This is a genomic window from Blastochloris sulfoviridis (genome assembly GCF_008630065.1).
GTDB classification, from domain to species: Bacteria; Pseudomonadota; Alphaproteobacteria; order Rhizobiales; family Xanthobacteraceae; genus Blastochloris; species Blastochloris sulfoviridis.
The window spans coordinates 124,425-142,398 of the sequence record NZ_VWPL01000001.1 but is presented as its reverse complement, the minus strand read 5'-3'; the positions used below and the strand labels follow the sequence as shown (position 1 = coordinate 142,398).

Annotated in this window: 23 protein-coding genes; all 23 read left to right on the top strand. The window is 65.5% G+C overall.

The window, feature by feature from the left end; all coding sequences use genetic code 11:
• Positions 1-66: 66 nt before the first annotated feature.
• The 23 genes from rpoC to rplF all read left to right on the top strand — a co-directional run bounded on the left by rpoC (position 67) and on the right by rplF (position 17,966).
• Positions 67-4,257: a DNA-directed RNA polymerase subunit beta' gene (gene rpoC / locus F1193_RS00685; RefSeq protein ID WP_150095748.1), complete on the top strand. Its 4,191-nt coding sequence runs from the start codon at positions 67-69 to the stop codon at positions 4,255-4,257.
• 475 nt (positions 4,258-4,732) lie between these two features.
• Complete coding sequence (locus F1193_RS00680) at positions 4,733-5,146, top strand: hypothetical protein (protein WP_150095747.1); 414 nt, start codon at positions 4,733-4,735, stop codon at positions 5,144-5,146.
• A 585-nt stretch (positions 5,147-5,731) separates the two neighbouring features.
• Positions 5,732-6,103, top strand: coding sequence for a 30S ribosomal protein S12 (gene rpsL / locus F1193_RS00675; RefSeq protein WP_150095746.1), 372 nt, complete (start codon positions 5,732-5,734; stop codon positions 6,101-6,103).
• Between the two features lie 115 nt (positions 6,104-6,218).
• Positions 6,219-6,689 (top strand): 30S ribosomal protein S7, encoded by a 471-nt coding sequence (gene rpsG, locus F1193_RS00670; RefSeq protein ID WP_150095745.1) that lies wholly within the window; start codon positions 6,219-6,221, stop codon positions 6,687-6,689.
• A 33-nt stretch (positions 6,690-6,722) separates the two neighbouring features.
• Complete coding sequence (gene fusA, locus F1193_RS00665) at positions 6,723-8,798, top strand: elongation factor G (protein ID WP_150095744.1); 2,076 nt, start codon at positions 6,723-6,725, stop codon at positions 8,796-8,798.
• Positions 8,799-8,850: 52 nt separating this feature from the next.
• Positions 8,851-10,041, top strand: coding sequence for an elongation factor Tu (gene tuf, locus F1193_RS00660; protein WP_150095743.1), 1,191 nt, complete (start codon positions 8,851-8,853; stop codon positions 10,039-10,041).
• Between the two features lie 70 nt (positions 10,042-10,111).
• Complete coding sequence (gene rpsJ / locus F1193_RS00655) at positions 10,112-10,420, top strand: 30S ribosomal protein S10 (protein WP_055036993.1); 309 nt, start codon at positions 10,112-10,114, stop codon at positions 10,418-10,420.
• Between the two features lie 22 nt (positions 10,421-10,442).
• The gene (gene rplC / locus F1193_RS00650; RefSeq protein ID WP_150095742.1) at positions 10,443-11,159 is read left to right on the top strand and encodes a 50S ribosomal protein L3; all 717 of its coding nucleotides are present in this window, start codon (positions 10,443-10,445) and stop codon (positions 11,157-11,159) included.
• The gene (rplD, locus tag F1193_RS00645; RefSeq protein WP_150095741.1) at positions 11,159-11,779 is read left to right on the top strand and encodes a 50S ribosomal protein L4; all 621 of its coding nucleotides are present in this window, start codon (positions 11,159-11,161) and stop codon (positions 11,777-11,779) included. The genes rplC and rplD overlap by 1 nt, the downstream gene beginning before the upstream one ends.
• Positions 11,776-12,072, top strand: a complete 297-nt coding sequence (locus tag F1193_RS00640; RefSeq protein WP_150095740.1) for a 50S ribosomal protein L23 — start codon at positions 11,776-11,778, stop codon at positions 12,070-12,072. Before rplD ends, F1193_RS00640 begins: the two co-directional genes overlap by 4 nt.
• A gap of 19 nt (positions 12,073-12,091) precedes the next feature.
• Complete coding sequence (rplB, locus tag F1193_RS00635) at positions 12,092-12,928, top strand: 50S ribosomal protein L2 (protein WP_150095739.1); 837 nt, start codon at positions 12,092-12,094, stop codon at positions 12,926-12,928.
• A gap of 10 nt (positions 12,929-12,938) precedes the next feature.
• Positions 12,939-13,217, top strand: coding sequence for a 30S ribosomal protein S19 (rpsS, locus tag F1193_RS00630; RefSeq protein WP_126399452.1), 279 nt, complete (start codon positions 12,939-12,941; stop codon positions 13,215-13,217).
• 12 nt (positions 13,218-13,229) lie between these two features.
• The gene (gene rplV, locus F1193_RS00625) at positions 13,230-13,619 is read left to right on the top strand and encodes a 50S ribosomal protein L22 (protein WP_150095738.1); all 390 of its coding nucleotides are present in this window, start codon (positions 13,230-13,232) and stop codon (positions 13,617-13,619) included.
• Between the two features lie 15 nt (positions 13,620-13,634).
• Positions 13,635-14,339, top strand: coding sequence for a 30S ribosomal protein S3 (gene rpsC / locus F1193_RS00620; protein WP_150095737.1), 705 nt, complete (start codon positions 13,635-13,637; stop codon positions 14,337-14,339).
• 25 nt (positions 14,340-14,364) lie between these two features.
• On the top strand, positions 14,365-14,778 hold the full coding sequence (gene rplP / locus F1193_RS00615) for a 50S ribosomal protein L16 (protein ID WP_150095736.1): 414 nt from the start codon (positions 14,365-14,367) through the stop codon (positions 14,776-14,778).
• A 34-nt stretch (positions 14,779-14,812) separates the two neighbouring features.
• Entirely contained in the window at positions 14,813-14,995 is a 183-nt protein-coding gene (rpmC, locus tag F1193_RS00610) for a 50S ribosomal protein L29 (protein WP_246164052.1), read from the top strand.
• A gap of 10 nt (positions 14,996-15,005) precedes the next feature.
• Positions 15,006-15,245 carry a 30S ribosomal protein S17 gene (gene rpsQ / locus F1193_RS00605; RefSeq protein ID WP_150095734.1) on the top strand — a complete coding sequence of 80 codons (240 nt, stop codon included), beginning with the start codon at positions 15,006-15,008 and terminating at the stop codon, positions 15,243-15,245.
• Between the two features lie 80 nt (positions 15,246-15,325).
• On the top strand, positions 15,326-15,694 hold the full coding sequence (rplN, locus tag F1193_RS00600; protein WP_055037004.1) for a 50S ribosomal protein L14: 369 nt from the start codon (positions 15,326-15,328) through the stop codon (positions 15,692-15,694).
• Complete coding sequence (rplX, locus tag F1193_RS00595) at positions 15,694-16,011, top strand: 50S ribosomal protein L24 (RefSeq protein WP_150095733.1); 318 nt, start codon at positions 15,694-15,696, stop codon at positions 16,009-16,011. Before rplN ends, rplX begins: the two co-directional genes overlap by 1 nt.
• A complete protein-coding gene (gene rplE, locus F1193_RS00590; RefSeq protein ID WP_150095732.1) occupies positions 16,004-16,666 on the top strand; it encodes a 50S ribosomal protein L5 in 663 nt (220 codons plus the stop codon). Before rplX ends, rplE begins: the two co-directional genes overlap by 8 nt.
• A gap of 35 nt (positions 16,667-16,701) precedes the next feature.
• Entirely contained in the window at positions 16,702-17,007 is a 306-nt protein-coding gene (gene rpsN / locus F1193_RS00585) for a 30S ribosomal protein S14 (protein WP_150095731.1), read from the top strand.
• A gap of 12 nt (positions 17,008-17,019) precedes the next feature.
• Positions 17,020-17,415 carry a 30S ribosomal protein S8 gene (gene rpsH / locus F1193_RS00580; protein WP_150095730.1) on the top strand — a complete coding sequence of 132 codons (396 nt, stop codon included), beginning with the start codon at positions 17,020-17,022 and terminating at the stop codon, positions 17,413-17,415.
• A gap of 17 nt (positions 17,416-17,432) precedes the next feature.
• The gene (gene rplF / locus F1193_RS00575; RefSeq protein ID WP_150095729.1) at positions 17,433-17,966 is read left to right on the top strand and encodes a 50S ribosomal protein L6; all 534 of its coding nucleotides are present in this window, start codon (positions 17,433-17,435) and stop codon (positions 17,964-17,966) included.
• Positions 17,967-17,974: the final 8 nt, after the last annotated feature.

Below are 17,974 nucleotides of genomic sequence, written 5' to 3'. Positions count from 1 at the left end.
TTTCGAATTTTCGCCGGTGGTCCGGGTCAAGGCGGTGTCCCGGATGAGCGGCACAAGGAGACGGTGATGAACCAAGAGGTCTTGAACCTGTTCGGCCCGCAGACTCCGGCGCCGACCTTCGACCAAATTCGGATCTCGATCGCCAGTCCTGAAAAGATCCTGTCCTGGTCGTACGGCGAGATCAAGAAGCCGGAGACCATCAACTACCGGACCTTCAAGCCCGAGCGCGACGGCCTGTTCTGCGCGCGCATCTTCGGGCCGATCAAGGACTACGAGTGCTTGTGCGGCAAGTACAAGCGCATGAAGTACAAGGGCATCATCTGCGAGAAGTGCGGCGTCGAGGTCACGCTGTCGCGGGTGCGGCGCGAGCGCATGGGCCACATCGAGCTGGCCGCGCCGGTGGCCCACATCTGGTTCCTGAAGTCGCTGCCGAGCCGCATCGGCATGCTGATGGACATGACGCTCAAGGATCTCGAGCGCATCCTGTATTTCGAATACTACGTGGTCATCGAGCCGGGCATCACCACGCTGAAGGAGCGCCAGCTTCTCTCGGAAGAAGACTACATGCGCGCCCAGGAGGAGTTCGGCGAGGACTCCTTCACCGCGATGATCGGCGCCGAGGCCATCCGCGAGATGCTGAAGGCGCTCGACCTTGAGAAGCTCACGGTCGACATCCGCCAGGAGATCCAGGAGACCACCTCCGAGCTGAAGCCCAAGAAGCTCGCCAAGCGTCTCAAGCTGATCGAGTCGTTCATCGAATCCGGCAACAAGCCGGAGTGGATGATCCTCACCGCCGTGCCGGTGATCCCGCCGGATCTGCGGCCGCTGGTGCCGCTGGATGGCGGCCGCTTCGCCACCTCCGACCTCAACGACCTCTACCGCCGCGTCATCAACCGCAACAACCGCCTGAAGCGGCTGATCGAGCTCAAGGCGCCCGACATCATCATCCGCAACGAGAAGCGGATGCTGCAGGAGGCCGTCGACGCGCTGTTCGACAACGGCCGGCGCGGCCGCGTCATCACCGGTGCCAACAAGCGTCCGCTGAAGTCGCTGTCCGACATGCTCAAGGGCAAGCAGGGCCGCTTCCGCCAGAACCTGCTCGGCAAGCGCGTCGACTATTCCGGCCGTTCGGTGATCGTCGTCGGTCCCGAGCTGAAGCTGCACCAGTGCGGCCTGCCCAAGAAGATGGCGCTGGAGCTGTTCAAGCCGTTCATCTATTCGCGCCTCGACGCCAAGGGCCTGTCGGCCACCGTCAAGCAGGCCAAGAAGATGGTCGAGAAGGAACGGCCGGAGGTTTGGGACATCCTCGACGAGGTGATCCGCGAGCATCCGGTGCTGCTCAACCGCGCGCCGACGCTGCACCGCCTGGGCATCCAGGCGTTCGAGCCGACGCTGATCGAGGGCAAGGCCATCCAGCTTCACCCGCTGGTGTGCTCGGCCTTCAACGCCGACTTCGACGGCGACCAGATGGCGGTGCACGTGCCGCTGTCGCTCGAGTCGCAGCTCGAGGCGCGCGTGCTGATGATGTCGACCAACAACATCCTGCACCCGGCCAACGGCTCGCCGATCATCGTGCCGAGCCAGGACATCGTGCTGGGCCTCTATTATCTCAGCCTGATGCGCGACAACGAGCCCGGCCAGGGCATGGCGTTCGCCACCATCGGCGAGATCGAGCACGCGCTCGCCGCCAAGGCGGTGACGCTGCACGCCAGGATCAAGGGCCGCGTGCCGTACATCGACGAGAACGGCGTCGAGGGCACGCGCATCGTCGACACCACGCCGGGCCGCATGCTGCTCGGCGCGCTGCTGCCGCGCCACCCCAAGACCCCCTTCGACGTCGTCAACAAGCTGATGACCAAGAAGGAGATCTCGGGCGCCATCGACACCGTCTACCGCCACTGCGGCCAGAAGGAGACGGTGATCTTCTGCGACCGCATCATGGCGCTCGGCTTCTACCACGCCTTCCGCGCCGGCATCTCGTTCGGCAAGGACGACATGGTGGTGCCGGCCAAGAAGTGGCCGATCGTCGAGGAAGCCCGCGCCGCGGTGAAGGAATACGAGCAGCAGTACAATGACGGCCTGATCACCCAGGGCGAAAAGTACAACAAGGTGGTCGACGCCTGGGCCAAGTGCACCGACCGCATCGCCGAGGAGATGATGCGGGAGATCCAGTCGGCCAAGAAGGACGAGCTGACCGGACGCGAAGCCCAGATCAACTCGATCTACATGATGGCCCACTCCGGCGCCCGCGGTTCGCCGGCGCAGATGAAGCAGCTCGCCGGCATGCGCGGCCTGATGGCCAAGCCGTCGGGCGAGATCATCGAGAGCCCGATCATCTCCAACTTCAAGGAGGGCCTCTCCGTGCTCGAGTACTTCAACTCGACGCACGGCGCGCGAAAGGGCCTCGCCGACACCGCGCTCAAGACGGCGAACTCGGGTTACCTCACCCGCCGTCTGGTCGACGTGGCGCAGGACTGCATCATCAACGAGGTCGACTGCGGCACCGAGAACGGCATCAAAGTGCGCGCGATCATCGACGCCGGCCAGGTGGTGGCGTCGCTGGCGAGCCGCGTGCTCGGCCGCACGACGGCCGATGACGTGATGGATCCGGCCACCGGCGAGGTGCTGATCCCGCGCTCGACGCTGATCGAGGAGCCGCAGGTCGAGAAGCTGGTCACGGCCAACGTCCAGGAGGTCAAGATCCGCTCGGTCCTGACCTGCGAGGCCAAGACCGGCGTGTGCGGCACCTGCTACGGGCGCGATCTCGCCCGCGGCACGCCCGTCAACATGGGCGAGGCGGTGGGCGTCATCGCCGCCCAGTCGATCGGCGAGCCGGGCACCCAGCTCACCATGCGCACCTTCCACATCGGCGGGGCGGCGCAGATCAACGAGCAGTCCTTCATCGAGTCGAATTTCGAAGGCGTGGTGAAGTTCCGCAACAAGGCGGTGGCTCGCAATTCGGATGGCGAGCTGATCGCCACCGGCCGCACCATGTCGGTGATCATCCAGGACGCCGACGGCACGGAGCGGGCGGTGCACCGCATCCAGTACGGCTCGCGCCTCAAGGTCGACGAGGACGAGAAGATCAAGCGCGGCGCCCGCATCGCCGAGTGGGATCCCTACACCCGCCCGGTACTTACCGAGGCCGAGGGCACGGTGGCGTTCGAGGATCTTGTCGAAGGCCAGTCGATGGCCGAGACGCTCGACGAGTCGACCGGCATCGCCAAGCGCATCGTGACCGACTGGCGCAGCGCCAACCGCGGCGCGGATCTGCGCCCGGCCATCCTGGTCAAGGGCAAGGACGGCAAGATCGCCAAGCTGCCGCGCGGCGGCGACGCCCGCTACACCCTGATCCCGGACTCGATCATCGCGGTCGATCCGGGCGGCAAGGTGCAGGCCGGCGACGTGCTGGCCCGCGTGCCGCTGGAGAGCGCCAAGACCCGCGACATCACCGGCGGTCTGCCGCGTGTCGCCGAACTGTTCGAGGCGCGACGGCCCAAGGACGCGGCGATCATCGCCGAGATCTCCGGCACCATCCGCTTCGGGCGCGACTACAAGAACAAGCGCCGGCTCACCATCGAGCCGAACGATCCCGAGCTTGAGCCGATCGAGTACCTGATCCCGAAGGGCAAGCACATCCACCTTCAGGACGGCGACATCGTCGAGCAGGGCGACTTCATCGTCGATGGCAACCCGGCGCCGCACGACATCCTGGCGATCAAGGGCGTCGAGGAGCTCGCCGCCTATCTGGTCAACGAGATCCAGGAGGTCTACCGGCTCCAGGGCGTCAATATCAACGACAAGCACATCGAGGTGATCGTCCGCCAGATGCTGCAGAAGGTCGAGATCGACGACGCCGGCGAGACCGACCTGATCCAGGGCGAGCAGGTCGATCTGGTCGAGCTGGAGGAGGAGAACGAGAAGGCGCTCGCCGCCGGCAAGAAGCCGGCCAGCGGCCGCCCGGTGCTGCTCGGCATCACCAAGGCGTCGCTGCAGACCCGCTCCTTCATCTCCGCCGCGTCGTTCCAGGAGACGACGCGCGTGCTGACCGAGGCGGCGGTGGCCGGCAAGGTCGACAATCTCGGCGGCCTCAAGGAAAACGTCATCGTCGGCCGGCTCATCCCCGCCGGCACCGGCGCGGTGATGACCCGCCTGCGCGAGGTGGCGCGCCGGCGCGACGACCTGATCCAGACCGAGCGCGAGAAGGAGGCGGCGGCCCGCATCGAGCCGCCGGCGAGCCTGCCGGCCGCGGAATAGCGCGGCCGCATCCCACGGCATACGGTTTTCCGGCCGACCGGGCCGGAGAACCGTCTGCCGATCCCCGAAATGCCCCCGCGGATCAGGGGTCTTTCGGCGAGATCGTCTCCGGGATCCCGAAGGGATCATCCGGGCACCGCATCAGAGCGCCCGCCGATCCCATCGGGTCGGGCGGACGCTGCAAGCCGTGCTTCAAGCCGGCGGGTCAACGCAGTCGTTTTCGCGAGACCGGTTCTTGCGTTTGCGGAGAAGGCTGCGTCCCCGCGGCCGCGAGGCTGGCCGCGGGGCAGGTACAACGCATCGACGGCCGCCTTCGGGCGGCCGTTTGCGTATTGGTGCCTCGCGGCTCCGCGGCTTGGCGGCCAGCGCCGGAGTGCGTACGCTGCACGCGGTTCCCGGTATCCCCAAGGGATCAACCGGAAACCGCGTGAGGGCGTCCGCAGCCGGAAGGCGGGCGCCGGGGGGAGGGCGGGACATGATGCGGCTGGTCGCTGGCTTGGCGTTCGGGTGTGTGCTGTCGGTTCTCACCATGGCGGAGGTGTCCGCCGCCGCCCAGGGTGGCAAGAAGGCGGTCTTGCCGGGCACGCCGATGACCGGCGCCGAGATCCGGGCGTTCGCGATCGGCGTGCCGCTGGAATCGCTGGGGCCGGACGGCTCGCGCGCGATCATCCGCCACAAGGCCGACGGAACCTCGGTCTACGAGTTGATCCGTGGCGAAAAGCGGGCGCGAATCAACGGCATCTGGACGATGCGCGGCAACCAGTTCTGCCGCCGTTTCTCGCGGCCGAAAGAGACCGAGACCTGCCTGGACTACCGCCGCATCAGCGATACGACGGCCGCCATCTACAGCGGCAGGAAGCTGGTGGCACGCCAGCACCGCCAGCCCTGAGTCGCGCGGGCGGCCGCAGCAGGCTTGCCACGCCGGGCGGCCGCAATTGCTCCGTGAGTCCCAATGGAATCGCGCAAGGTGATGCGACAGGCGCCGATTGGCGCCACTGATTCTACCGAGTTTCGACTCCAAAACCGGCCATGAGCGGCGGCATTTGTGTCCCGATTGCTGGTTTCTGCCCGCCTGAACAGCCCTGCTGAAGCGGAATTGCACGGCGTTGCGGGCATTGTGACGGCATTCCAACGATTTCAGACTTGACGCCCCGCGCTGCAGCTTCTAGAACCCACGGACTTTCGGCAGGCGGTCGGCTCCGCTATGTCCGCGCGCCCAGCGTGGACTCAAGGATCCGAGACGCTGCCGCAATAGCCGGCGAAAGCTGAAACCAGGCGAGAGCCTCGGGTTGCATCGGCGCAACGGGGAACCGTTGTGTCTGTGTTTGGCAGCGGACCGCTTACCGCCATCAGGCGGGCGGCGGGTCCGGCGTTTGGCCGTTCGGTAACGGACGGCCGGTTCGCGACGCGCGCTCATGCGCTGTGGCGGATGAGTTCGGTCGAGAGGCGAAACAAGAAGGTCCGAAGGCGAACCATGCCGACGATCAATCAGTTGATCCGCAAGCCCCGTGAGGCGAGCGTCTATCGCGAAAAGGCCCGCCATCTGGAGGGCAGCCCGCAGAAGCGCGGGGTCTGCACGCGTGTCTATACGACCACGCCGAAGAAGCCGAACTCGGCTCTCCGCAAGGTTGCTAAGGTCCGCTTGACCAACCAGTTCGAGGTCATCGGTTACATCCCGGGTGAAGGTCACAACCTTCAGGAACACTCGGTGGTGATGATCCGTGGCGGCCGCGTGAAGGACTTGCCGGGCGTTCGTTATCACATCCTGCGTGGTGTGCTCGATACGCAGGGCGTGAAGAACCGCAAGCAGCGTCGGTCGAAGTACGGCGCCAAGCGGCCGAAGTGACCGCGTCGCGAAGGTCATCCCGGGCGCGCGTCGCGCCACCCGGGGAACCAGTCGAAAGAGAATAGGATCGGGGTGCCCGGGTCGAGTCCGGGCATGACGAGAAGAGAGATCGCCCATGTCCCGTCGTCATCGTGCCGAACGCCGCGAAGTGTTGCCCGATCCCAAGTTTGGCAACATCGTGCTGTCGCGCTTCATGAACTCCGTCATGAAGCAGGGCAAGAAGTCGGTTGCCGAGAGGATCGTCTACGGCGCGTTCGACGTGATCGAGAACCGCACCAAGGCGAACGCGCTCGGCGTGTTCCAGCAGGCGCTCGACAATGTCATGCCTGCGATCGAGGTGCGCTCGCGGCGCGTCGGCGGCGCCACCTATCAGGTGCCGGTCGAGGTGCGGCCGGAGCGCCGCCAGACCCTGGCGTTCCGCTGGATCATCGGTGCGTCGCGTAACCGTAACGAAAAGACGATGATCGACCGTTTGTCGGCCGAGCTGCTCGACGCTTCCAACAACCGCGGCAACGCGGTGAAGAAGCGCGAAGACACCCACAAGATGGCGGAAGCGAACCGCGCCTTCTCTCACTATCGTTGGTGACGCTGGTCGCGCGCGCCCGTCGAGGACATTCTCATGCCCCGTAGCCATCCGATCGAGGACTACCGCAATTTCGGCATCATGGCCCACATCGATGCCGGGAAGACCACGACCACGGAGCGGATCCTCTATTATTCCGGCAAGAGCCATAAAATCGGCGAGGTGCACGATGGCGCCGCGACGATGGATTGGATGGAGCAGGAGCAGGAGCGCGGCATCACCATCACGTCGGCCGCGACGACCTGCTTCTGGAACGGCAAGCGCCTGAACATCATCGACACGCCAGGCCACGTCGACTTCACCATTGAGGTGGAGCGCAGCTTGCGCGTGCTCGACGGTGCGGTGTGCGTGCTCGACGGCAACCAGGGCGTGGAGCCGCAGACCGAGACGGTGTGGCGCCAGGCCGACAAGTACAACGTGCCGCGCGTCGTGTTCGTCAACAAGATGGATAAGATCGGCGCCGACTTCTACAAGTGCGTCGACGACATCGTCACCCGCGTCGCCGGCAAGCCGGTGTGCCTGCAGCTGCCGATCGGCTCCGAGCACGACTTCAAGGGCGTGATCGACCTTGTCCGGATGCGCGCCATCGTGTGGGACGACGAGGCACTCGGCGCGAAGTATCGCGACGAGGACATCCCGGCCGATCTCGCCGACAAGGCGGCCGAGTATCGCACCATGCTGATCGAGGCGGCGGTCGAGCTCGACGACGACGCCATGAACGCCTATCTCGAAGGCGTCGAGCCTGACGAGGCGACGCTGAAGCGCTTGGTGCGCAAGGCGGTCACCACCCGCACATTCAATCCGGTGTTCTGCGGCTCGGCCTTCAAGAACAAGGGCGTGCAGCCGCTGCTCGACGCTGTGGTCGACTATCTGCCGTCGCCGCTCGATCGCGGCGGGATCGGCGGCACCGATCCGCGCAACGACGAAGAAGTGGTGCGCAATCCGTCCGACGACGAGCCGACCTCCGTGCTCGCGTTCAAGATCATGGACGACCCGTTCGTCGGCACCATCACCTTCTGCCGCATCTATTCGGGCAAGCTCGAAAGCGGCATGGGGCTGCTGAACTCGACCAAGGAAAAGCGCGAGCGCGTCGGCCGCATGCTGCTGATGCACGCCAACTCGCGCGAGGACATCAAGGAAGCCTATGCCGGCGACATCGTCGCGCTGGCCGGCCTTAAGGACGCGCGCACCGGCGACACGCTGTGCGATCCTTTGAAGCCGGTGATCCTTGAGAAGATGGAGTTCCCCGATCCGGTGATCGAGATCGCCATCGAGCCGAAGTCGAAGGCCGACCAGGAGAAGCTCGGCGTGGCGCTGCAGAAGCTCGCGGCCGAGGATCCGTCCTTCCGCGTGTCGACCGACCAGGAGAGCGGCCAGACCATCCTGAAGGGGATGGGCGAGCTGCATCTCGACATCAAGGTCGACATCCTGCGCCGCACCTACAAGGTCGACGCCAATATCGGCGCGCCGCAGGTGGCCTATCGCGAGCGGATCACGCGGCCGACGACGGTCGACTACACCCACAAGAAGCAGACCGGCGGCACCGGGCAGTTCGCCCGCGTCAAGCTGGTGTGCGAGCCGAACGAGGCCGGCAAGGGCTTCGAGTTCGAAAGCAAGATCGTCGGCGGCGCGGTGCCGAAGGAGTATCTGCCCGGCGTCGAAAAGGGCCTGCAGTCCGTCCTCGGGTCCGGCGTGGTCGCCGGCTTCCCGGTGGTGGATCTCAAGGTCCAGCTCATTGACGGCGCCTATCACGAGGTCGACTCCTCGGCGTTGGCGTTCGAGATTGCCTCGCGCGCGGCGTTGCGCGAGGCGCTTCAGAAGGGCGCTTCGGTTCTGCTCGAGCCGATCATGAAGGTCGAGTGCGTGACCCCGGAAGACTACACCGGCTCGGTCATCGGAGACCTGAATTCGCGGCGCGGGCAGATCCAGGGCCAGGACATGCGCGGCAATGCGGTCGTCATCAATGCGATGGTGCCGCTCGCCAACATGTTCGGATACGTCAACACCTTGCGTTCGATGAGCCAGGGGCGTGCGACGTTCACCATGCAATTCGATCACTACGAACAGGTCCCCTCGAACGTGGCTCAGGAAGTCCAGGCCAAGTTCGCTTGAGACTATTCGGCCGGACGGATCGACAGTCTGACATCGACGGAGATTACGAGCGATGGCGAAGGAAAAATTTCAGCGGAATAAGCCGCACTGCAATATCGGCACCATCGGTCACGTCGACCATGGCAAGACCTCTCTGACGGCTGCGATCACGAAGGTTCTTGCCGAGACGGGCGGGGCGAGCTTCACCGCCTATGACCAGATCGACAAGGCGCCGGAAGAGAAGGCGCGCGGCATCACGATTTCGACCGCTCACGTCGAGTATCAGACCGACAAGCGCCACTATGCGCACGTCGACTGCCCCGGTCACGCCGACTATGTGAAGAACATGATCACCGGCGCGGCGCAGATGGACGGTGCCATCCTGGTGGTGTCCGCCGCCGACGGCCCGATGCCGCAGACCCGCGAGCACATCCTGCTTGCGCGCCAGGTCGGCGTGCCGGCGCTGGTCGTGTTCATGAACAAGGTCGACATGGTCGACGACCCGGAGCTGCTTGAGCTCGTCGAGCTCGAGGTTCGCGAGCTTCTGTCGAAGTACGACTTCCCGGGCGACGACATTCCGATCATCAAGGGCTCGGCCCTGATGGCGCTCGAGGACAAGAGCCCCGAGATCGGCCGCGAAGCCATCCTGAAGCTGATGGACGCGGTTGATGCCTACATTCCGCAGCCGGAGCGTCCGAAGGACCAGCCGTTCCTGATGCCGGTGGAAGACGTGTTCTCGATCTCCGGCCGCGGCACCGTGGTGACCGGCCGTATCGAGCGCGGCGTGATCAAGGTGGGCGAGGAAGTCGAGATCGTCGGCATCCGTCCGACCACCAAGACCACCGTCACCGGCGTCGAGATGTTCCGCAAGCTGCTCGACCAGGGCGAGGCGGGCGACAACGTCGGCTGCCTGCTGCGCGGCACCAAGCGCGAGGAGGTCGAGCGCGGCCAGGTGCTGTGCAAGCCCGGCTCCGTGAAGCCGCACACCAAGTTCAAGGCTGAGGCGTACATCCTCACCAAGGAAGAGGGCGGCCGTCACACGCCGTTCTTCACCAACTATCGCCCGCAGTTCTATTTCCGCACCACCGACGTGACCGGCGTCGTTCATTTGCCGGAAGGCACGGAAATGGTGATGCCGGGCGACAACGTGTCGATGGAAGTCCACCTGATCGTGCCGATCGCGATGGAAGAGAAGCTGCGCTTCGCCATCCGTGAGGGCGGCCGCACCGTGGGCGCCGGCGTCGTCGCCAGCATCATCGAGTGAGTGTCACGCAGAACGGCGCGCCGGTCCCGGCGCGCCGACTGCACCGGTCTCGCGAACGAAAGCAAGAACGATGAACGGCCAGAACATTCGGATCCGCCTCAAGGCGTTTGATCACCGAATCCTCGACGCCTCGACGCGCGAGATCGTCAATACGGCGAAGCGCACGGGTGCGCAGGTTCGGGGTCCGATTCCGCTGCCGACGCGGATCGAGAAGTTCACCGTGAACCGCTCGCCGCACATCGACAAGAAGAGCCGCGAGCAATTCGAGATCCGTACCCACAAGCGTGTCCTCGACATTGTCGACCCGACACCGCAGACGGTCGACGCGCTGATGAAGCTCGACCTCGCGGCCGGCGTCGACGTCGAGATCAAGCTCTGAGGCGACAGGAAGGAAGAGAGCCATGCGCTCCGGAGTCATCGCCCAGAAGGTCGGCATGACCCGCGTCTTCACCGACGGCGGGGAGCACGTGCCGGTCACGGTGCTGCGAGTCGAGAACTGCCAGGTGGTTGCGCATCGCACCGCCGAGCAGAACGGGTATGTCGCGCTGCAGCTCGGCGTGGGCAAAGCGAAAGTGAAGAATGTCAGCCGGGCCCAGCGCGGTCATTTCGCGGTGGCCAAGGTCGAGCCCAAGCGCAAGCTTGCGGAGTTCCGGGTCAATGCCGACGAGCTGATCCCGGTCGGCGCCGAGCTCACGGTCGATCATTTCGTGATCGGCCAGTTCGTCGATGTCACCGGCACCTCCACCGGCAAGGGCTTCGCCGGCGGCATGAAGCGGCACAATTTCGGCGGCTTGCGGGCCACCCACGGCGTGTCGATCTCGCACCGCTCGCACGGTTCGACCGGCGGCCGTCAGGATCCCGGCAAGACGTTCAAGAACAAGCGTATGGCCGGCCACATGGGCGCCACCACGGTGACCACGCAGAATCTGCGCGTGGTGCAGACCGACGTCGAGCGCGGCCTGATCCTGGTGGAAGGCGCGGTGCCTGGCGTGGACGGCGGTTGGATCATGGTACGCGACGCGGTCAAGCGCGCGCTGCCGCAGGATGCGCCGAAGCCCGGCAAGTTCCGTCTGCTTGAGAGCGATGGCGCTGCGGCTGAGAGCGGGGAGAGCGCGTGATGGAATTGAAGGTCAAGACGCTCGACGGCGGCGAGGCCGGCTCTGTCACGCTCGACGATGACATCTTCGGGCTTGAGCCGCGCGCGGACATTCTTCATCGCCTCGTCACCTGGCAGCTCGCCAAGCGCCAGGCTGGCACGCACAAGGTGAAGAACCGCGCCGAGATCAACCGCACCGGCAAAAAGATCTACAAGCAGAAGGGCAGCGGCGGCGCCCGTCACGGCTCCGCCCGCGTGCCGCAGTTCCGCGGCGGCGGCCGGGCGTTCGGCCCGCTCGTGCGCTCGCACGCCATCGACCTGCCGAAGAAGGTGCGTGTGCTCGGCCTCAAGCACGCTTTGTCGGCGAAGGCCAAGGGCGATGCCATCGTGGTTCTCGATTCGGCGGCACTCGCCGAGCCGAAGACCAAGGGGCTGGTCGAGCGGCTGGGCAAGCTCGGGCTTGCCAACGCGCTGGTGGTCGACGGGGCCGAGGTCAACACCAATTTCGATCTCGCCGCGCGCAACCTGCCGAACCTCGACGTTCTGCCGGTGCAGGGCATCAACGTGTACGACATTCTGCGGCGTGAGACGCTGGTGCTGACCCGTGCCGCGGTGGAAGCGCTGGAGGCGCGATTCAAATGAGCATCGATCCGCGCCTCTATGACGTCATCGTCGCGCCGGTGATCACCGAAAAGGCGACGATGGCCTCCGAGAACAATCAGGTCGTGTTCAAGGTCGCCAAGACTGCGACGAAGCCGCTGATCAAGGAAGCGGTGGAGAAGCTGTTCGAGGTCAAGGTTGAGGCCGTCAACACGCTGGTCCGCAAGGGCAAGGTCAAGCGGTTTCGCAACCGCAGGGGCGAGCAGTCCGACGTCAAGAGGGCGATCGTGACGCTGGCCGAGGGCCACAAGATCGACGTGACGACGGGTCTGTGAGGCGGCTGGAGGCTTAGAGATGGCTCTTAAAACATATAAGCCCGTCACGCCCTCGCAGCGCCAGCTCGTGCTGGTCGACCGCTCGGGCCTGTGGAAGGGCAAGCCGGTGAAGGCCCTGACCGTCGGCAAGTCGTCGTCGGGCGGGCGCAACAACATGGGCCGCATCACCGTGCGGTTCCGCGGCGGCGGCCACAAGCAGTCCTACCGGCTTGTCGACTTCAAGCGCACGAAGCGCGACATGCCGGCGACGGTGGAGCGGCTCGAATATGATCCGAACCGGTCGGCGTTCATCGCGCTGATCCGCTACGAGGATGGCGAGCTGAGCTACATCCTGGCGCCGCAGCGTTTGTCCGCCGGCGACATGGTGGTGGCTGGCAGCCATGTGGACGTGAAGCCCGGCAACGCGATGCCGCTCAGCTCGGCGCCGGTCGGCACCATCGTCCACAATATCGAGCTGAAGCCGGGCAAGGGCGGGCAGATCGCGCGCTCGGCCGGCACCTACGCCCAGATCGTCGGGCGCGACCAGGGCTACGTCATTGTGCGCCTGAACTCGGGCGAACAGCGGCTGGTGGCTGGTGCGTGCTACGCCACGGTCGGCGCGGTGTCGAACCAGGATCACATGAACGTTTCGAGCGGCAAGGCCGGCCGCACCCGGTGGCTCGGTTTCCGCCCGCACAATCGCGGCGTGGCGATGAACCCGATCGACCATCCGCACGGCGGCGGCGAAGGCCGCACCTCCGGCGGCCGTCATCCGGTGACGCCGTGGGGTTTCCCGACCAAGGGCAAGAAGACGCGCAGCAACAAGCGGACCGACAAGTTCATCGTGTCGAGCCGCCACGCTCGCAAGAAGAAGTGAGGACAGGGCGATGGCGCGTTCGGTTTGGAAGGGCCCGTTCGTCGACGGCTATCTGCTGAAGAAGGCGGATGCTGCGCGCGGTTCGGGCCGTGCCGAGGTGATCAAGATCTGGAGCCGCCGCTCCACGATCCTGCCCCAGTTCGTCGGGCTCACCTTCGGCGTGTACAACGGCAACAAGCATGTTCCGGTGTATGTGAGCGAGGACATGGTCGGGCACAAGTTCGGCGAGTTCTCGCCGACCCGGACCTTCCACGGCCACGCGGCCGACAAAAAAGCCAAGCGGAAGTGAGGCGAGGGCGTCATGGGTAAGCCGGCGCGCGAGCGCACTCTCAAGGACAGCGAAGCGATGGCTTCGGCGCGCAATCTGCGCGTCAGCCCGCAAAAGCTCAATCTGGTTGCGGGCCTGATCCGCGGCAAGCGGGTTGCGAGCGCGCTGGCCGATCTCGAATTCTCGAAGAAGCGGATCGCCCGCGACGTCCGCAAGTGCCTGGAATCGGCGGTTGCGAACGCCGAGAACAATCACGGGCTCGACGTCGACGATCTGGTGGTTGCCGACGCGCATGTCGGCAAGTCCATGGTCATCAAGCGTTTCGTGCCGCGTGGGCGCGGCCGTGTCGGCCGCATCTTCAAGGCGTTTTCGAATATCACCATCGTCGTCCGCCAGGTCGAGGCGGCGCCGGCCTCCGAGTGAGAGGCGGAGGACAACATGGGTCAGAAGGTCAATCCGATCGGGCTGCGGCTCGGCATCAACCGGACCTGGGACAGCCGCTGGTACGCCCCCAAGGGGGAGTACGGCAAGCTGCTCCATGAGGATATGGAGATCCGGCGTCAGCTTCAGAAGGAGCTGAAGCAGGCCGCGGTGTCGCGCATCATCATCGAGCGTCCGCACAAGAAGTGCCGCGTCACCATCCACTCGGCTCGTCCGGGCGTGGTGATCGGCAAGAAGGGCGCCGACATCGACAAGCTGCGCAAGCGGATCGGTGCGCTGACGAAGTCGGAAGTGGTCCTCAACATCGTCGAGAACCGCAAGCCGGAAGTCGACGCCAAGCTGGTCGCGGAATCGATCGCCCAGCAGCTTGAGCGCCGCGTGGCCTTCCGCCGCGCCATGAAGCGCGCCGTTCAGTCGGCGATGCGGCTTGGCGCGGAAGGCATCCGCATCAACTGCTCCGGCCGGCTCGGCGGCGCCGAGATCGCGCGCATGGAGTGGTACCGCGAGGGACGCGTGCCGCTGCATACGCTGCGCGCCGACATCGACTACGGCCAGGCGACGGCCTTCACCACCTACGGCACCTGCGGCGTGAAGGTGTGGATCTTCAAAGGCGAGATCCTCGAGCACGACCCGATGGCGCAGGACAAGCGTCTGGCCGAAGCCGAGCCGTCGTCCGGCCGGTCGCGCCGCGACGCGGCATAACGCGAAGAGAAACGGACGGCGAGCCATGCTGCAGCCCAACCGAACGAAGTTCCGCAAGGCCCACAAGGGCCGCATCCGCGGCATCGCCTCATCCGGTACGGCCCTCAATTTCGGCCAGTTCGGGCTGAAGGCGTTGGAGCCGGAGCGGGTCACCGCGCGTCAGATCGAGGCCGCCCGCCGGGCGATGACGCGCCACATGAAGCGCGCCGGCCGCGTCTGGATCCGGGTGTTCCCGGACGTGCCGGTGTCGAAGAAGCCGGCCGAGGTCCGCATGGGCTCCGGCAAGGGCGCGCCCGAACTGTGGGTGGTGCGGGTTCATCCTGGCCGCATCCTGTTCGAGATCGACGGCGTGCCGACCGAGCTTGCGCGCGAGGCGCTGACGCTCGCCGCCGCCAAGCTGCCGATCAAGACGCGCTTCGTTTCGCGCATCGCCGAATGAGGAGGCTGCCGTGAAGGCGACCGACGTTAGGGCGATGACGCCCGACCAGATCGACGACGAGGTCCTGAAGCTCAAGAAGGAGCAGTTCAATCTGCGCTTCCAGCGGGCGACCGGACAGCTTGAGAATACCGCGCGGGTTCGCGCGGTGCGCCGCGACATCGCGCGGCTGAAGACCATTGCCGCCGAGAAGCGCACCAGCGCGTCGGCCAAGGCTTAAGGAGAGGGCCATGCCGAAGCGCGTGCTGGAAGGCACCGTGGTGAGCGACAAGCAGGACAAGACCGTCGTGGTCCGTGTCGAGCGACGCTTCACCCATCCGGTGCTGAAGAAGACCGTCCGGCGGTCGAAGAAGTTCCACGCCCATGACGAGGCGAACAAGTTCAAGGTCGGCGACACCGTGGCCATTGTGGAGCACGCCCCGATCTCGAAGCTGAAGCGCTGGATCGTGGTCGAAGACGAGAGCAAGTGACGGAATCTTCCGTTGAACAATAAGAATCTCCGCGAGGCACCCGATTCGAGTGTCGCGCGACCGCGAGAGGACGGTGCGTCATGATTCAGATGCAGACCAATCTCGACGTGGCGGACAATTCCGGCGCGCGCCGTGTCATGTGCATCAAGGTGCTGGGCGGCTCGAAGCGCAAGTACGCCCATGTCGGCGACATCATTGTGGTGTCGGTGAAGGAGGCGATCCCCCGCGGTCGCGTCAAGAAAGGCGACGTGATGAAGGCGGTCGTGGTTCGCACGGCCAAGGACATCCGCCGGCCCGACGGCTCGGTGATCCGCTTCGACCGCAACGCCGCGGTTCTGATCAACAATCAGAAGGAGCCGATCGGCACTCGTATCTTCGGACCGGTGCCGCGCGAACTCCGCGCCAAGAACCATATGAAGATCATCTCGCTCGCCCCGGAGGTGCTGTGATGGCGGCGAAAATCCGCAAAGGGGACAAGGTCGTCGTGCTCACCGGGCGCGACAAGGGCCGGTCCGGCGAGGTGATCGAGGTGCGCCCGAGCGAAGGCCGCGCCTTGGTTCGCGGCGTCAATGTCGTGAAGCGCCACCAGCGCCAGACCCAATCCCAGCAGGGCGGCATCATCTCGAAAGAGGCGCCGATCCAGCTTTCGAACCTCGCGGTCGCCGATCCCAAGGACGGCAAGCCGACCCGCGTCGGTTTCCAGGTGCTCGATGACGGCCGCAAGGTGCGCGTTGCCAAGCGGTCGGGAGAACGGATCGATGGCTGACAAGAATCCGAAGGACGGCGCCAAGGCGCCGAAGAAGGACAAGGCTCCCGAGAAGGGCGCGAAGGCGGCCGCCAAGGCGCCGCGCGCTGCGAGCAGCGAGCCGGTCGTGATCCCGACGCCGCGGCTGAAGACCTTTTACGAAGAGGTCGTGCGGCCCAAGCTGATCGAGGAGTTCGGCTACAAGAACAAGTTCGAGGTGCCGACCATCGAGAAGGTCGTCCTCAACATGGGTGTGGGCGAAGGCACGGCCGACCGCAAGAAGGTCGAGAACGCGGCGGGCGACCTCGCGCTGATCGCTGGCCAGAGGCCGGTGATCACCAATGCGCGCAAGTCGATCGCCACCTTCAAGCTGCGCGAGGGCCAGGCGATCGGCGCCAAGGTCACGCTGCGCAAGACGCGCATGTACGAGTTCCTTGACCGGCTCGTGACCATGGCGCTGCCGCGCGTGCGGGACTTCCGCGGCCTGTCGCCCAAGAGCTTCGACGGGCGCGGCAACTACGCGCTCGGTCTCAAGGAGCACATTGTGTTCCCGGAGATCAACTACGACAAGGTCGAGCAGATTTGGGGTCTCGACATCGTCGTCTGCACCACCGCGCGCACCGACGAGGAAGCGCGCGCGCTGCTTCGCCACTTCAATTTTCCCTTCCGGCAGTGAGACAGGCGTCTCAGACGCGGAACACGGAGTAGGACATGGCCAAGACCAGTGCCATCGAGAAGAACAAGCGCCGGCGCAAGTTGGCTGAACAGTATGCGCCCAAGCGCGCGAGGCTGAAGGCGATCGCCGACGACAGGTCGTTGCCGATCGAGGAGCGCTTCGCCGCCCGGCTCAAGCTGGCGGAACTGCCGCGCAATTCGTCCAAGACCCGCATCCGCAACCGTTGCGAGGTGACCGGGCGTCCGCGGGCGAACTACCGCAAGCTCAAGGTGAGCCGCGTGGCGCTGCGTGAACTCGGCTCGCAGGGGCTTATCCCCGGGCTCGTCAAGTCGTCCTGGTGAGGAGGTCGCGTCATGTCGAATGATCCGATCGGGGACATGATCACCCGTATCCGCAACGCCCAGATGCGCCGCCGCAACTCGGTGTCGACGCCGGGCTCCAAGCTGCGTGGGCGCGTGCTCGAGGTACTGAAGTCCGAGGGCTTCATCCGCGGCTACACCACCACGGAGCACGCCTCGGGCCGTACTGAGTTCGAGGTCGAGCTGAAGTATTTCGACGGCCAGCCGGTGATCAAGAGCATCGACCGCGTGTCGAAGCCTGGCCGCCGCGTCTATGCCTCCGTTGACACGCTGCCGCACGTCATGAACGGCCTCGGCATCGCCATCGTCTCGACGCCGAAGGGCGTGATGGCCGATCACGAGGCGCGCTCGCTGAACGTCGGGGGCGAAGTCCTCTGCACCGTGTTCTAAGCGGGGGAGGGATCAGCATGTCTCGAATTGGTAAGAAGGCGGTGGCGGTGCCGGGCGGCGTGACTGCCCAGGTCAGCGGCCAGTCCGTCAAGGTCAAGGGTCCGAAGGGCGAACTGTCCGTGGTCCTGGTCGACGAGGTCGAGGTGAAGCTCGACGGCGCCGAGATCCACGTGACGCCGCGCCAGGACACCCAGCGCCACCGCGCGATGTGGGGCCTGTCCCGCACCCTGGTGAACAACCTCGTGGTTGGCGTCACCAAGGGCTACGAGGACAAGCTCGAAATCACCGGTGTCGGCTATCGCGCCGCGGTGCAGGGCAAGAACCTGCAGCTCGCGCTCGGCTATTCGCACGACGTGATCTACCCGATCCCGGACGGGATCCAGATCGTCACGCCGAAGCCGACCGAGATCGTGGTCAGCGGCATCGACAAGCAGAAGGTCGGGCAGGTCTCGGCCGAGATCCGCGAGTTCCGTCCGCCGGAGCCCTACAAGGGCAAGGGCGTCAAGTACGCCGGCGAATTCATCTTCCGCAAGGAAGGCAAGAAGAAGTGATGAGGCGC

Excerpts from the sequence above, each read along its gene's own strand:
- rplE (WP_150095732.1), top strand. The coding sequence starts at position 16,004 with ATGGCTGACAAGAATCCGAAGGACGGCGCCAAGGCGCCGAAGAAGGAC.
- rpsL (WP_150095746.1), top strand. The coding sequence starts at position 5,732 with ATGCCGACGATCAATCAGTTGATCCGCAAGCCCCGTGAGGCGAGCGTC.
- rpsS (WP_126399452.1), top strand. The coding sequence starts at position 12,939 with ATGGCGCGTTCGGTTTGGAAGGGCCCGTTCGTCGACGGCTATCTGCTG.
- F1193_RS00680 (WP_150095747.1), top strand. The coding sequence starts at position 4,733 with ATGATGCGGCTGGTCGCTGGCTTGGCGTTCGGGTGTGTGCTGTCGGTT.
- rplF (WP_150095729.1), top strand. The coding sequence starts at position 17,433 with ATGTCTCGAATTGGTAAGAAGGCGGTGGCGGTGCCGGGCGGCGTGACT.
- rpsH (WP_150095730.1), top strand. The coding sequence starts at position 17,020 with ATGTCGAATGATCCGATCGGGGACATGATCACCCGTATCCGCAACGCC.
- rpsN (WP_150095731.1), top strand. The coding sequence starts at position 16,702 with ATGGCCAAGACCAGTGCCATCGAGAAGAACAAGCGCCGGCGCAAGTTG.
- rpmC (WP_246164052.1), top strand. The coding sequence starts at position 14,813 with ATGACGCCCGACCAGATCGACGACGAGGTCCTGAAGCTCAAGAAGGAG.
- F1193_RS00640 (WP_150095740.1), top strand. The coding sequence starts at position 11,776 with ATGAGCATCGATCCGCGCCTCTATGACGTCATCGTCGCGCCGGTGATC.
- rpsG (WP_150095745.1), top strand. The coding sequence starts at position 6,219 with ATGTCCCGTCGTCATCGTGCCGAACGCCGCGAAGTGTTGCCCGATCCC.
- rplP (WP_150095736.1), top strand. The coding sequence starts at position 14,365 with ATGCTGCAGCCCAACCGAACGAAGTTCCGCAAGGCCCACAAGGGCCGC.
- rplC (WP_150095742.1), top strand. The coding sequence starts at position 10,443 with ATGCGCTCCGGAGTCATCGCCCAGAAGGTCGGCATGACCCGCGTCTTC.
- rpsC (WP_150095737.1), top strand. The coding sequence starts at position 13,635 with ATGGGTCAGAAGGTCAATCCGATCGGGCTGCGGCTCGGCATCAACCGG.
- rplD (WP_150095741.1), top strand. The coding sequence starts at position 11,159 with ATGGAATTGAAGGTCAAGACGCTCGACGGCGGCGAGGCCGGCTCTGTC.
- rplX (WP_150095733.1), top strand. The coding sequence starts at position 15,694 with ATGGCGGCGAAAATCCGCAAAGGGGACAAGGTCGTCGTGCTCACCGGG.
- rplN (WP_055037004.1), top strand. The coding sequence starts at position 15,326 with ATGATTCAGATGCAGACCAATCTCGACGTGGCGGACAATTCCGGCGCG.
- fusA (WP_150095744.1), top strand. The coding sequence starts at position 6,723 with ATGCCCCGTAGCCATCCGATCGAGGACTACCGCAATTTCGGCATCATG.
- rplV (WP_150095738.1), top strand. The coding sequence starts at position 13,230 with ATGGGTAAGCCGGCGCGCGAGCGCACTCTCAAGGACAGCGAAGCGATG.
- tuf (WP_150095743.1), top strand. The coding sequence starts at position 8,851 with ATGGCGAAGGAAAAATTTCAGCGGAATAAGCCGCACTGCAATATCGGC.
- rpoC (WP_150095748.1), top strand. The coding sequence starts at position 67 with ATGAACCAAGAGGTCTTGAACCTGTTCGGCCCGCAGACTCCGGCGCCG.
- rpsJ (WP_055036993.1), top strand. The coding sequence starts at position 10,112 with ATGAACGGCCAGAACATTCGGATCCGCCTCAAGGCGTTTGATCACCGA.
- rpsQ (WP_150095734.1), top strand. The coding sequence starts at position 15,006 with ATGCCGAAGCGCGTGCTGGAAGGCACCGTGGTGAGCGACAAGCAGGAC.
- rplB (WP_150095739.1), top strand. The coding sequence starts at position 12,092 with ATGGCTCTTAAAACATATAAGCCCGTCACGCCCTCGCAGCGCCAGCTC.